This window comes from Flavobacterium praedii, assembly GCF_026810365.1.
GTDB lineage: Bacteria > Bacteroidota > Bacteroidia > Flavobacteriales > Flavobacteriaceae > Flavobacterium > Flavobacterium praedii.
Window position 1 is genome coordinate 3,421,148 of the sequence record NZ_CP113948.1, and the last position, 14,697, is coordinate 3,435,844.

9 protein-coding genes are annotated in these 14,697 nt (G+C 34.6%); 5 read left to right on the forward strand and 4 right to left on the reverse strand.

Translation table 11 applies throughout. The features are described 5' to 3' along the window. Window positions 1–76 precede the first annotated feature (76 nt). The 5 genes from OYT91_RS14490 (at window position 77) to OYT91_RS14510 (ending at window position 8,439) form a co-directional block, all read left to right on the forward strand. Window positions 77–1,147 carry an NADH:flavin oxidoreductase/NADH oxidase gene (locus tag OYT91_RS14490; protein WP_281238533.1) on the forward strand — a complete coding sequence of 357 codons (1,071 nt, stop codon included), beginning with the start codon at window positions 77–79 and terminating at the stop codon, window positions 1,145–1,147. A 114-nt stretch (window positions 1,148–1,261) separates the two neighbouring features. Next, the gene (locus OYT91_RS14495; protein ID WP_281238534.1) at window positions 1,262–2,302 is read left to right on the forward strand and encodes a Gfo/Idh/MocA family oxidoreductase; all 1,041 of its coding nucleotides are present in this window, start codon (window positions 1,262–1,264) and stop codon (window positions 2,300–2,302) included. A 291-nt stretch (window positions 2,303–2,593) separates the two neighbouring features. Further along, complete coding sequence (locus OYT91_RS14500; RefSeq protein ID WP_432419427.1) at window positions 2,594–3,832, forward strand: MFS transporter; 1,239 nt, start codon at window positions 2,594–2,596, stop codon at window positions 3,830–3,832. Between the two features lie 401 nt (window positions 3,833–4,233). Further along, complete coding sequence (locus tag OYT91_RS14505) at window positions 4,234–7,071, forward strand: TonB-dependent receptor (RefSeq protein ID WP_281238535.1); 2,838 nt, start codon at window positions 4,234–4,236, stop codon at window positions 7,069–7,071. A gap of 18 nt (window positions 7,072–7,089) precedes the next feature. Then, the gene (locus OYT91_RS14510; protein ID WP_281238536.1) at window positions 7,090–8,439 is read left to right on the forward strand and encodes a DUF5689 domain-containing protein; all 1,350 of its coding nucleotides are present in this window, start codon (window positions 7,090–7,092) and stop codon (window positions 8,437–8,439) included. A gap of 117 nt (window positions 8,440–8,556) precedes the next feature. On the opposite strand, the gene OYT91_RS14515 is transcribed toward OYT91_RS14510, so the two are convergent. From OYT91_RS14515 to OYT91_RS14530, 4 genes are all read right to left on the reverse strand, one after another. Next, window positions 8,557–10,674, reverse strand: a complete 2,118-nt coding sequence (locus OYT91_RS14515) for a glycoside hydrolase family 97 protein (protein WP_281238537.1) — start codon at window positions 10,672–10,674, stop codon at window positions 8,557–8,559. A 284-nt stretch (window positions 10,675–10,958) separates the two neighbouring features. Next, the gene (gene susR, locus OYT91_RS14520) at window positions 10,959–12,569 is read right to left on the reverse strand and encodes a SusR family glycan utilization regulator (protein ID WP_281238538.1); all 1,611 of its coding nucleotides are present in this window, start codon (window positions 12,567–12,569) and stop codon (window positions 10,959–10,961) included. Window positions 12,570–12,709: 140 nt separating this feature from the next. Further along, on the reverse strand, window positions 12,710–14,140 hold the full coding sequence (pyk, locus tag OYT91_RS14525; RefSeq protein WP_269224211.1) for a pyruvate kinase: 1,431 nt from the start codon (window positions 14,138–14,140) through the stop codon (window positions 12,710–12,712). Between the two features lie 5 nt (window positions 14,141–14,145). Continuing rightward, window positions 14,146–14,634, reverse strand: a complete 489-nt coding sequence (locus OYT91_RS14530) for an IPExxxVDY family protein (protein ID WP_281238539.1) — start codon at window positions 14,632–14,634, stop codon at window positions 14,146–14,148. Window positions 14,635–14,697: the final 63 nt, after the last annotated feature.

Here is a 14,697-nt window from a genome sequence, read left to right on the forward strand (position 1 = left end):
TGTTAGTACGATAACTTTACTAGATATAAATCTAGTTTTAATTCAAAATGGTTAAAACATTAATATACTTATATATATGTCTTCACAATTATTTTCTCGTCTACAAATAAAAAGTATTGTTTTCAAAAATAGAATCACAATTTCCCCTATGTGTCAATATTCTGCACAAGATGGTTTTGCAAATGATTGGCATTTGGTACATCTTGGAAGCCGCGCTGCAGGTGGTGCTGGTTTAATCATTCAGGAAGCTACTGCTGTTTCTGCCGAGGGAAGAATTTCTCCAGGTGATTTAGGGTTGTGGAGTGATGACCACATCAAGAAATTACAGGCTATCACCAAATTTATCATTAGTCAGAATTCGGTTCCCGGAATACAATTAGCTCATGCGGGTAGGAAAGCCAGTGTCTCGTCTCCTTGGTACGGCAATAAAAAATTGACTCAAAATCAAGGCGGATGGGAAACGGTTGCGCCAAGTGCGATTGGGTATCATGACAATGAGCAGGCTCCTGTAGCCTTGGATAAAATTGGAATTCAGAAAGTTATTGCTGATTTTAAATTAGCTACGCGAAGAGCGGAGCAAGCAGGGTATCAAGTTCTTGAAATTCATGCTGCCCACGGATATTTATTGCATCAATTTTTATCTCCTTTGTCTAATACACGTACCGATGAATATGGTGGCTCTTTTGAAAACCGTATTCGGTTGCTTCTGGAAGTATTGCAAGCCGTACAGTCTGAATGGTCAAAAGTATTTCCTTTGATGGTTAGAATCTCAGCTACAGATTGGGCTGATGAAGGTTGGAATGCTGAAGAATCAGTTCAACTTTCTAAAATTCTAAAAGAAAAAGGTGTTGATTTAATTGATGTTTCTTCAGGCGGATTGGTATCGCATCAACAAATTCCTTTGGGGCCTAATTATCAGGTACATTTTGCCGAAAAAATCAAAAAAGAAACAGGGGTTTTGACTGGAGCGGTTGGTTTAATAACCACTTCTCAACAAGCCGAAGCTATTGTGGCGAGCGGGAAGGCTGATCTTGTTTTCTTTGCTAGAGAATCGCTTAGAAATCCAAATTTGGGATTGACTTTTGCGCAAGAATTAGGTGTTGATGTTCAATGGCCAAAACAATACGATAGAGCCAAAACGAGATAAATTATTTTCTATTCAATTTTCCTGCAAGGTTTTTTTTGACCTTGTAGGTGCTAAATTAATTATACCTACAAGGTTTTTGGAAACCTCGCAGGATTGTAAAATACCATAAAAAATATGCAAAAAATAAAAGCTGCATTACTGTCTTACGGGATGTCTGGAAAAGTTTTTCACGCTCCTTTTTTGGAATTTCATCCTGGATTTGAATTGGTTGGTTCTTGGGAGAGAAGCAAACATTTAATTCAATTGGATTATCCAAATGTAAAAAGCTATCCAACTCTTGCGACATTACTTCAGGACGATATAGATTTGGTCATTGTAAATACGCCGGTAGGAACTCATTTTGAATATGCGAAGCAAGTTTTACTTGCTGGGAAACACGCTATAGTAGAAAAAGCGTTTACGACAACAGTTGCTGAAGCTCAGGAATTAGTGAATTTGGCCAAAGAAAAAGGATTAAAACTTTCGGTTTTCCAAAATCGAAGATGGGACAGTGATTTTAAAACGGTACAAAAAGTGGTTACCGATAAAGTGTTGGGCGAATTAGTGGAAGCCGAGTTTCATTTTGATCGTTACAATCCGTTTTTGAGTCCGAAGGGGCATAAAGAAACGGTTAATTCTGGTGCCGGCATTCTAAAGGATTTAGGACCGCATATAATTGATCAGGCATTGTCTTTATTTGGATTCCCCCAAAGTGTTTTTGCTGATATTAGAATCACACGCGAGCATTCTTTGGTCGATGATTGGATAGATATTTTGTTTTATTATTCGGATTTTAGAGTGCGATTGAAAGCTGGTTTTTTTGTTCGTGAAGCAAACCCTGCGTATGTTATTCACGGTAAAAAAGGGTCTTTCCTGAAACCACGTGGTGATGTGCAAGAAGACGAATTAAAGCTCGGAAAGAAACCAAACCTTGATTCATGGGGGAAAGAAGTTTCTGGTAACGAAGGATTGTTGCATACGGAGATTGATGGGAAAATTATTAAAGATAAAATTCCAACGCTGCAGGGAAATTATTATGACTTTTTTGATGGTGTTTATCAGTCGATTGTGAATGATACCAAAGAACCAGTTACTGCTCAAGAAGGTTTGCAGGTAATGCAAATAATAGAAGCTGCTATTGAAAGTAATGCTCAAGGGAAAATTATTGCGTTGTAAGGAATGATGTTTTTAATACTCAATATCTCGTTTTGCAGTTTGGGTGAGGGATAGCGCCAAGTTACCGAAGTAACGGCAATAGCCCGACCCCGTTGAGTAAAGGAGCGGAATAAGCGGTACTAAAAATTAGCTCCTTTGCTCAACGGGGGCACCCCCACACGAGCTTTTGCGAACTGACGAAGTAAATGATTTTTACTTTGGATAGAATTGGATTTATTTTCTAACAATAACGTTATAAATAATACTTACTGATGGGTTTGCGTCTTTGAAATGTTTCTTTTTGTATTTTTGATGACCACAATCCCAAAAACAAACATTTTGACAGATTTAGATCTTATTGGTAGTTCTCAGCCCAAAGGCAAATACAAGAAAACATATAAGGATGCAAAAGCCTCTTATTTATTTAGAATTCGTGGAGCAGTTTCTATGTTTTATTTTGCTATGGGATTGTGTTTCGCTACTTGGGCAAGTAGAATTCCAACAATCAAATCGGATCTGCATTTAAGTGATGGTCAATTAGGAACCATTCTGTTTGCTTTGCCTGTTGGTCAGTTATCAATGATGTATTTTTCTGGTAAATTAGTAACTCGTTTTGGTAGTCATCGTATTTTACTTTTTTCTATTTTGATGTATGCGATTAGTTTGACTAATTTGGGATTGGCACAAAATGCATGGCAACTTGCTCTTGGATTGTACTTTTTTGGAGTTTTTAGTAACCTAACGAACATTTCTGTAAACACACAGGGGGTTTATACCGAAGGACTTTTTAAAAGAACCATTATGTCTTCCTTTCATGGAATGTGGAGTATGGCTGGATTTACTGGTGCATTGGTAGGATTGGGAATGTTAGCATTAGGTCTTAGTACGTATTCTCATTTTCTTATTGTTGCTTTCATTGCTTTTTTGTTGATAGTATTCAATTTTAAATTCTTAATTAAAGCCAAAGAAACTATTAAAACAGAGAAGAAAAAGGGATTCCGAAAACCAGATACGACTTTAGTTTTACTTGGTATTATTGGATTTTGTAGTATGGCTAGCGAAGGAATCATGTTTGATTGGAGTGGCGTATTCTTTAAAGATATAGTCAAAGTTCCTGGAGCTTTAGTGATTTTAGGGTACACCTCTTTTATGATTATGATGGCCAGCGGTCGTTTTTTTGGAGACAAATTAATCAATAAATTTGGACGAAAAACGGTAATGCAAATTAGTGGAATTATGATTTCATCCGGTTTTTTTACAGCGGTTATATTTCCATATTTGATACCTTCAATGATTGCTTTTATGGTTATTGGTTTAGGGGTTTCAACAATAGTTCCTACTCTCTATAGTATTGCAGGGAAACATCCAACGATACCTACTGGTGAAGCTTTAACAGCTGTTTCTAGTGTAAGTTTTCTTGGCTTTCTGATGGGACCACCTATGATAGGATATATTGCAGAAGCTTCTAGTTTGCGTTATTCCTTTGCTTTTATTGGCATTTTTGGTGTTTTCATTGCATTTATGGTAAGCAGAATTAAGACAATTAATTAAAAAACAAAGAAAATAATTACTTTTTACATACAACTTAATAGTTTTTTACTTAAGTTTATCGCTTGAATTTCAATCGGATGTTATTTTTTTGATTGAAAATTCAAAATACCACATTTTTTCCAAAACTTTTTTTTCTTTTTGGTTCTACCACGAATTGTGTGGGGTTTTTAAATTTAAGATTAAATTTAAAACTCTAAGCCATTAAGGAATTAAGATTCATCAAGGTTACAATGGCTTAATGAATCTTAATTCCTTAATGGTTTATTATTTATCAAAATTTATTTTGATAAAAGTCTCTATTTGATAAAACCCACACAGTTGAGGTTAGAACCTACTTTTTTAAACGAATCTAATTCTTGGATGCGCCACTTGCTGTATCCAAATAAGTTTACAAAATAAGTATGGGTAAATCTTTGTTAGGAATGCTTTTTTTATTGAAAATTACTTTTGTGTTTTCACAAAAACCAACTGGAATTAAAGGGAAAATTATTGATGCTAAAACTCAAAAACCATTAGAAAATGTAGTGGTTACGATTGAAAATACGCAGTTGATGCAACTCACAACAACTGATGGTATTTTTAGTTTTTATGCAGTAGTCCCCGGAAATCAATTGTTGCTTTTGCACAGTCAAGGGTTTAAGGATATGATACTGCCAGTTGTTATTATCAAAGATGAAATGGTAGATTTGGGTGCTATTCCATTAGAAGACAATCAAACTTCAGAACAACAAACAGGAATAATTACACTTCTTGAAAGTGATTTGAGTGATGATAATAGTGGTTCCGAAAGCACTTCGGGGCTTTTACAATCTTCCAGAGATGCTTTTCAGCAAGCCGCAGCTTTCAATTGGGGACAGGCGCGTTTTAGGATTCGCGGGTTAGACAGTCAATATGCAACGACCATGATTAATGGGGTTACGATGAACAAACTCTTCGACGGCAGACCACAATGGGGTGATTGGGGTGGTTTAAATAATGTGGTTCGGAATCAGGAATTTACCGTGGGTTCTTTTCCCTCAGATTATGCTTTTGGAGGGATTTTGGGTACTCAAGAAATTAATACGCGTGCTTCGATTTATAAGCCAGGTATGATTTTATCTTTTACAGGAACCAATACCAATTATTCTTGGCGAATGGTAGGGACTTATGCTTCTGGAATGAATAGCAAAGGGTGGGCATTTGTGGTTTCAGCAGGAACTCGCTGGGCTGAGGAAGGGTATTTTGAAGGAACTAATTATAATGCCTTAGCAGGTTTTATAAGTGTAGAAAAGAAAATAAACGACCATCATTCGTTGAATTTTTCTGGGTTCTACACACCCAATTCACGAGCCAAAAATTCACCAAATACCGCTGAAGTCACCGAATTAACTAGCTACAACTACAACTCGTATTGGGGTTGGCATGAAGGAAAAAAGCGAAATACCAGAATTAAAACTATCGAAGAACCCATCTTGATGCTGAATCATTTTTATACAATAAATGATTTCACAACTCTGCATTCAAGTTTGACGTATCAATTTGGAAAAATCACCAACAGCAATATTGATTACCAAAATGGTAATAGTCCAGATCCCACTTATTATAGAAAAATGCCGAGTTATTACAGTTCACTCTATGCGCCGGATGATGGTGCGTTTTCGGGAGCGTTTACACCTGATTTTGTGAATGCAGACAAAAGTAGAGAACAGTTTCTAGCCAATAATCAAATCGATTGGAAGGCGATGTATTTTGCCAATCAATCTCCAATTATAGATGCAAACGGTCAAATAACAGGTTACGCTCCCACCAAAAGTAATTATGTTTTGTACGAAGATCGAACGGATGACCAGACTTTGACGGCCACTTCTACTTTTAATACACAAATAAGTGACAATCTTTTCTTGACAGCCGGTGGTTTTTACAGCCATTTAAAATCACATAATTACCAACAATTAACGGACTTACTAGGAGGTTTGTATTTTGACGATTTAGATGTTTTTTATAATGGAAATCAAGCGCAATCCGATTTGAATCATCCCGATAGACAGGTTGTGGTAGGAGATGCTTATGGTTACAACTTTAATTACAATGCGAATACTTTAAACCTTTTTACCAACTTTAAATTCACTTATGATGAGGTTGATTTTTATTTGGCTCAAAATTTTATAAGCACCAATTATCAAAGAGAAGGCTTGTACCAAAACGGAATTTATTCAACCAATTCTTTCGGGAAAAGTGAGAAAGTTCAATTTGAAAATTTTGGTTTTAAAGGTGGAATTCTTTTTAAGATTTCGGGGAAACAACAGTTAAGTTTTAACGGTGCCTACCTTTCTAATGCACCAACTATCAGGAATACATTTCCAAATTCGAGATTGAACAATTCGGTTGTTTCTGGTTTAGAAAGTGAAAATATAAGCAGTTTGGATGCGAGTTATTTTTACAGGACTCCAAAATGGCAAACCCGTCTCACTCTTTTTTATGCCAAAATAATGAACATCACTCAAACTTCGTTCTTTTATGCCGAGGGAATTTTTGATGATGGAGCAGGATATGCCAATACAGACGCTTTTGTGAGTCAGACTTTGAAACATTTGGATAAGAAAAATTTAGGTGTGGAATTCAGTTTTCAATACCAATTAAGCCCAACACTAATGGCAAATTTCTCGGCTGGATATGGTCAATATACAATTGACAGCAACCCGAATGTTACGATTACCAATGATGCTCAGGCAACTTCTGAAAATCCAAATCCAGTATTTGATTTTGGAACTGCATCCTTAAAAAATTACCATCTAGCGGGAATGCCTCAGCAAGCTTTTGCTTTAGGAATCGAGTACAGAGATCCAAAATATTGGTGGATTGGTGCCAACTTCAATTATTTGGCTGACAGTTTTATAGATATTTCTCCTATTTCCAGAACGGTAACTTTTTATAAAAATCCTGCTAGTGGTTTTAATTTTCCAGAAGCCTCAGAAGAAAGAGCGAGGGAATTATTAAAACAAGAAGCATTTGATCCAACAACTTTGTTAAATATTTCAGGCGGAAAATCATGGAAAATAAAAGGAAAGAATATTGGAATTTTTGCTACAGTAAATAATGTTTTGGATCTAACGTATAAAACTGGAGGGTATGAGCAAGCTCGAAATGCCAATTTCAGACAACTCAATCAAGATGTTTCTAGTGGAACTCCCAATTTTGGAAACAAATATTTTTACGGTTATGGGAGAACGTATTTTGTAAACCTGTACATCAATTTATAAATTTTAAAATAAAAGAATATGAACTTAAAATTCTATACTGTTTTTTTAGGAATTACATTGACTTTTGGCAGTTGTGCTACAGAAGAATTTGATATACTAAAATTAACTTGCACCCAACCCGATTTGAAAGTAAACCGGACCGTTGAAGAAGTTCGAGCCGTTACAGGTTCCATTGTAACACAATATACGTACGATGATATTATTGAAGCGTATGTGATTTCGAGCGATGAGGCTGGAAATTTTTTTAAGACCATTTCGTTTCAAACTTTGGCTACAGCCGCAACCCCAGCAGTAGGTTTTAGTGTTCCTGTAGATGCTTCGAACACTTATATTGATTTTAGATTGGGTAATAAAGTCTATATCAAAATGAAAGATCAATATACGGATGTTAATTTTGGAGGGATGCGAATAGGAAGCATTTACGTCAATACGTACAATGAAGGAGGTGTGGGTAGAATTTCTCCAAATGATTATAAAAAAGTACTGAACGCTTCTTGCACAATGGTGAGTGAGGAACTTTTAGTGCGTCCTGTTTCTATTCCTGATTTGTTGCAGGATGCCAATATAAATACCTTGGTAGAATTGTCTGATGTGCAATTTACTTCTGATGCCATTGGACGCCATTATTACGAAGAATCGAACGATGTTGGAGGAGCAACCAATTGGAGTTTGAAGGATAAATTAGGAAATCAACTGTTATTTAGAACCAGTAGTTTTGCTGATTTTGCAGATAAAATTGTTCCCGACGGAAGTGGAAAAGTACGAGGCGTTTTGACCAAGTTTGGGTCAGATTATCAATTGTTGGCACGATCTGAAAACGATGTAAAGTTTACAGGAACGGCTGCAGTTCCGTTCTTTGCAGAAAATTTCCAAAGTGTGGAAACCAATACCAAACTCAATCTTTCAGGTTGGACAAATTTGGTGCAAAAAGGAACAAAATTTTGGTTGGGAACCGTGTATGCAGGCAATGGTTATGCCGAATTCAATACTACAGGAACCAAAGTAGTATCCAATATTGCATGGCTGATTTCTCCAAAAATTGATATGGATTTGCATACCAAAGAAGTACTCACTTTTAGATCGGCGCAACATCACTTAGATGTGGATTCGCCATTAAATTCAATCGAAGTTTATGTTTCCCAAAATTTTGATGGTTTGAATATTGACAAAGCCACTTGGATTTCGCTAAAAGTTATATTGCCTAAACAAGCTACGCCTTGGTATCAGTTTGTGGGTTCTGGAGGAGTAGATTTGTCATCCTATACCGGAAAAATAAACATTGCTTTCAAGTACACAGGTTCTGGAAAAAACCTTGCTTTGGATGGCGCTTTTCAAATAGATGATGTTCAGATTTATGGAGATAAATAATATAAACTTTAAAATTTTAAACCATTAAGAAATTAAGGCTCATTAAGTTTTTAATCCTTAATGAAGCTTAATGTCTTAATGGTTCACTTTTTTTAATCCGTTCGGATTAGGAAAAAATTATTTCTTATTTTGAATGATGCTTATTGCGTAACCGCCTCCAGCTGCACTTAGTTGAGAAAGTTTAGAAGTATTGGTTACCTGTATTTTTCGAACGGTATAAGCCTGTGGATTTGTTTTGTAATTAGCGTCTTTTCCATCAGCATAAATCGTGGCTGTGTATTTTTTTCCTTTTTCTAAAAATGATAAATTGATACTTGAAGTACGAGGTTCGTATCCATTTACATTCCCAACAAACCAGTTGTTGGTTCCTTTTGCTTTTCGGGCTACGGTAATATATTGTCCTGGCTCCGCTTCCAGATAATTACTTTCGCTCCAATCTACCGCTACATCTTTAATAAACTGGAATGCATCTGGAAATTTATTGTAGTGTTCAGGAAAATCGGCAGCCATCTGCAACGGGCTGTAAAGGGTTACATATAAAGCCAATTGATTGGCAATCGTGCTGTTTACGTGCGATTTATTGTTGGGACTAAATTTACTTAAATCCATTTCAAAAATACCGGGAGTATAATCCATTGGGCCACCAATTAATCGAGTAAAAGGCAATAATGTTACATGGTTTGGTTTGGATCCAGCAAAAGCTTGATATTCTGTTCCTCGAGCAGATTCGTTGCCAATTAGGTTTGGGTAAGTTCTGCAAATACCCGTTGGGCGAACTGCTTCATGGGCATTAACCATAATTTTATAATCAGCTGCTTTTTCTAAGGCATATTGATAATGGTTTATCATAAATTGATTGTAATGATTGTCTCCATTAGAGATGATGCTCCCTACATAACCACTTTTTACCGCATCGTATCCATTGTCTTTCATAAATTGGTACGCTTGATCCATATGACGTTCATAGTTTCGAACAGATCCAGAGGTTTCATGGTGCATAATCATTTTCACCCCTTTGGATTTTGCATATTCTTGTATACCTTTTACATCAAAATCTGGGTAAGGCGTTACAAAGTCAAAAACATAATCTTTAGAATGACCAAACCAATCTTCCCAACCTTCGTTCCAGCCTTCAACCAATACAGCACCAAATCCATTAGCAGCAGCAAAATCAATGTATTTTTTCACATTGGCATTATTAGCGCCGTGTGTTCCGTTTGGTTTTGCTTTAGAATAATCAGTAACACCCAATTGTACCGAGGGAAATTCATCGGTGTACGACCAGGAACTTTTTCCGCTAATCATTTCCCACCAAACACCAACATATTTTATGGGTTTAATCCAAGAAGTATCTTCGATTTTACAAGGGTCATTCAAGTTTAAAGTCATTTTGGAAGCCAGAATTTCTCGAGCATCATCACTCACGATAATGGTACGCCATGGAGAATGTGTGGGAGCTTGAATGTTCCCTTTATCTCCTTTTTCATCAGGAGTTAACCAAGATTCGAAAACCATATTTTTATCATCTAGATTCAAGTGCATACAGGAATAATTAATCAACGCCGCTTCATGTAAATTGATATATATTCCATTTGCTGTTTTCAGCATTAGAGAAGTTTGAACGCCAGTTGGAGAAAAGGAGGTTTGCGATAAATTACTGGTTTTTGCTTTTTCAGTTAATCCTCTAATTTCAGATAATTTCGAAATGGTGTAATCGTATTCTTGGGTGTCATAATCTCCCGGAATCCAATAAGCAGTATGGTCTCCCGTCATAGCAAATTGTGTTCTTTCTTCTTTTATAACAAAATATACCAAGTTTTTTTGGGTTGGAAATTCATATCGAAAACCCAATCCATCATTAAACAATCGGAAACGGATGATGATTTGTCTATCTGTTTCTTTTTGGTTTAGTGTAACTGCCAGTTCGTTATATTGATTTCTAATATTTTCAACTTCGCCCCAAACGGGTTTCCAAGTTTCGTCAAAAGAGGTAGTTTTGGTATCAATTATAGTAAAATCATTCAACAACGATTTTTTGTCTTTTTTTAGCTCAAGTCCTAATTTACTTGATTTTATGACCTCTTTGTCTTTATAGTTTAAATGGTAACTTGGAGTTCCATCTTTCAGTAATGTAAATTCCATGGAGAATTTTCCATTAGGTGATTTCAACTGTTGGGAATTCGCAGACTGCAAAACCAAAAAGCAGAACAGAGCTGTATAAAGTAAATGTTTCATTTTAAAAAAATAATTAGAGGTTGATTTTTCGAATGGCTTTTACGAAAACGATTTATCAAGGTGCTAAAGGGAGATATCGTTTTCGTGAAAGTAAAAGTAGATGCTTTGTAGTTTAAAAAAATTTGTCACTTTAAAAAAGTAGATTGTGATTTTTAAAAATAACTTAAAAACACTAAAAATCAATACTTTAAAATTATTTTGATTTAAAAAAAAGTGGTAATGAAGTAAAAATATATTTTAAATTAGGATAAATTTAAATCTAATAAATTCTTACATGAAGCGTTTTATTTATTGCTTGTTCCAATTCGCATTACTTTTTCTTCAAATTCTTCTCTTGGCCCAGCCGATTTGTTTTTGAGTTGTGATCGGTAATTGTAAATGGTAGAAATGGAATAACGGAGAAAAACAGCAATTTTGGCGCTATCTTTTATCCCCAAACGAATGAGTGCAAAAATTCTCAACTCGGTATTGAGTTGTTCACCTTCCTTTAGTTGAATGGTTTCTTCTGAAATTAATAAAGTATTAAAATCACGAATAAAATTAGGGAAGAGTTGCAAAAAGGTTCGGTCAAAGTTGGTATAAAAGTCTTTCAGTTCATTTTCAATGTATTCTTTTGATTTTACTGCACTTACCAAATCTTTAATTTTTCCGGTAGTTGCCAATACATTTAGTTTTCGTTGGTATTCATCCAGTTTTCCTAAATAATCGGAACATTGATCCATATAGCGACCAATGTATATTTCCTTCAAAAAATTAGCTTCCGTCAAGGTGTTGTTCGAAAGATTTAATTTTTCATTAAATGTGTTCAGTTCATCGTTCAATTCTGAAAGTTTAGCATTAGCGAAGCTTAAATCTTTTTTTGCTGTTGACAATTTTTTCATTTGTTTGGATAATAAAAGCAAAAGTGCAAGCAAAATAAGCACCAAAATACCAGCACTAATTAGAAATAGAACCAATTGAAATCTGTTGGTTTCGTTTTGTTTCTGATAGGATTCACTGATAATAGGCAACATCTTAGATATTTCGTAAGTTCTCAAGCGGGCATTACAAAGAACAGCATCGTCGAGAGAACGTTTTATATAGGTATAAGCTCGTTCAATGTCACCCTCTTCATAAAGCAGGAACGCTAATGAACGTAATGAAATGTATTCTTTTTTGGCCAATTGCAAATCCGATAATGCCGAAATGCTAAGCCATTTTTTTTCTAGTTTTCTATCTTTTTTCTGCTTGTAGGCTTGTGAAATGATATAAGATATAATAGCCCGATTGGGGTCGTTTTGATGAATTTTTGAAAAAAAAGGAAGTAATAAATCTAGCGTTTCGTTCTGTTTGGCATGGTCTAAATACCAATCAGCCTTGGCGATAATGTATTCTACAGAATTTGTAGGGTAAAAAGTCACACAGGAATCTCGGTATTGTTTGGAAAGTAAAAGATATTTTTCTTTTTCTTGTTGCGAAGACGCATTATCAGCCATTTGTCCATAAAGGACTCTAGTCATACCATAAAAAGAACCTTTTAAATTGGGAGTTGATGTAATGTTTATAGCATTTAATACATCAAGACCTTCTTTGTACATGCCTAAGGTGCCCATTATGGCTACGAGATTCAATTTGGCCTGATTCAATTTTTCAGGCTCATTAAGATTTTTTGCTAATTGAAAATTATTTCTGGCATAAACCAAAGCAGAATCAGATTGATACGACTGGTAATCATTGTATAATTTTCTCGTTATATCATATTTTTGCTCTAGACTAGTAGTATGTTTTAAAAATGCTTTGAGCTGAGTAATCTCGTGTTCTTTCTTTTGGGTATAATACGTGTTGTTTTCTATGGTTTTGTCTATTTCAATCAATAATACATTTGAATTGTTTTGAGCAATTAAATGGAATGACATTAATAAAAAAATACAAAAGAATATAAAACGATTCATTGAGGGAAGATTTATTTCTTGTAAAAATAATTAAAAATTTAAATGCAAAAACCGTCTTGAATTTTTAAAATCAAGACGGTTTTACAATTTTTATGTACCAAAAGTTATTCTATTTCTGAAACTCTTAAGGTGTTTACCATTCCTTTGTCAGTAATCGGCATAGCGGCCAAGTTGATCAAGAAATCGCCTTTTTTTACATATCCTTTATCTTTAACAATATTGTTAACATCGGTTACAGTATCGTCAGTGCTTACAGATTTTTCATAATAGAATGATTTTACTCCCCATAATAGGTTAAGTTGAGTTAAAATTCTTTTATTAGATGTAAATACAAGAATATGTGCTGATGGTCTCCAAGCTGAAATTTGAAATGCAGTATATCCACTATTTGTTAATGTACAGATTGCCTTAGCTTTAATTACATTAGCCATAATCGCTGCATGCTGACAAACAGTTTTTGTTATAAAACGATTTGTTCTTACTTGTGGAGAATTTTGAGGTACTTGAATAAGCGGAGAATCTTCAACTGCTTCAATGATTTGAGTCATTTTTTGAATTACTTGAACTGGATAATTACCTGCTGCTGTTTCTCCAGAAAGCATTACTGCATCAGCTCCATCCATTACAGAGTTAGCTACGTCATTTACTTCAGCACGAGTAGGAGTCAAACTAGTGATCATTGTTTCCATCATTTGTGTGGCAACAATAACTGGAATTCTTGCAGTTTTTGCTCTTCGAATTAATTCTTTTTGAACTAATGGTACTTCATGTGCAGGAAGTTCAACTCCTAGATCCCCTCTAGCTACCATCAAAGCATCACAATAGGCAACAATTCTATCAATGTTTTCTAATGCTTCTGGCATTTCGATTTTTGCAATAATAGGAATTTTATGTTCAGAGTGTACAGCAATTAGGTCTTGTAAATCTTGTAAATCTCTTGGAGTTTTTACAAAAGAAAGAGCAATCCAATCTAATTTTTGTTCAATAGCAAATTTTGCATCAGCTACATCTTTCTCTGTCATTGCAGGCAAAGAAATTTTTGTATTTGGTAAATTAACTCCTTTCTTAGATTTTAATTCTCCTCCTTGGATAACACGTGCTATTACCTCTGTTTTTTTATCTGTCTCAACGATTTCGAAAATTAATTTTCCATCATCAAGTAATATTCTTTCGCCAGGATTTACGTCATTAGGAAAGTTTTTATATTTCATAAAAACTTTCTTAGATGTACCAAGAATGTCTTCTGCAGTGGTGAAAGTGATAAGATCTCCATCATTTACAACTACTCCGTCTTCCATTACTCCAACTCGAAGTTTTGGCCCTTGTAAATCTCCAAGAATTCCTGTAGTGTATCCAAATTCTTCGTTTATTCCACGAATAATGTTTATTTTATTTTTTACATCTTCATAATCAGCATGTGAAAAATTTACTCTAAATACATTTACACCTGCCTCAATCATGTCTTTTATGATTTCTCGTGTACTACATGCAGGCCCAAGTGTGGCTACAATTTTGGTTTTTTTGTTTGTAAGCATTTGTATTAAAAAATTAAATTGTTTTTAGATTTTATTTTATTAGTATCGACTATATATATTGTCGATATGTTTTCTATTGAATTCAATGTATTTTGTATTTTCAAAAGATTCAAACTCTCATCGGTGTTTTCTATTTTTAAAAAGTAATCTACTTTTTTAAATTCTGGAAGCATAAATACTTTTGTAGCAACTTCTATATTAACATTCGAAAATAAACTTTGGTTTTCTTCATTTTGTTGTTGAATGACTTCGTTTTTATTTTGTATCAAATCCCATGTGATTTCTTTCTTTTTTTCATAATAATGAAATCTAGAAAAATGAGCTTCTCCTTCTTTAACAGCAATCTGAATATCTTTTATAGATTTATTCAGATTTACATGAAGTCCTTGATTAATAAAATAAGCCAATCTGTAATCCTCTAATGTGGTGTGAATAGCAATTAAACTATAATCTATTTCGTCAAATTCGCCAAAATCTAGTTTATGAATTGCCATTTCATTAAAAAATAAGATGTAAAGATACTATTTCTAATTTAGCAAAAGGATGCTTGATGGCTA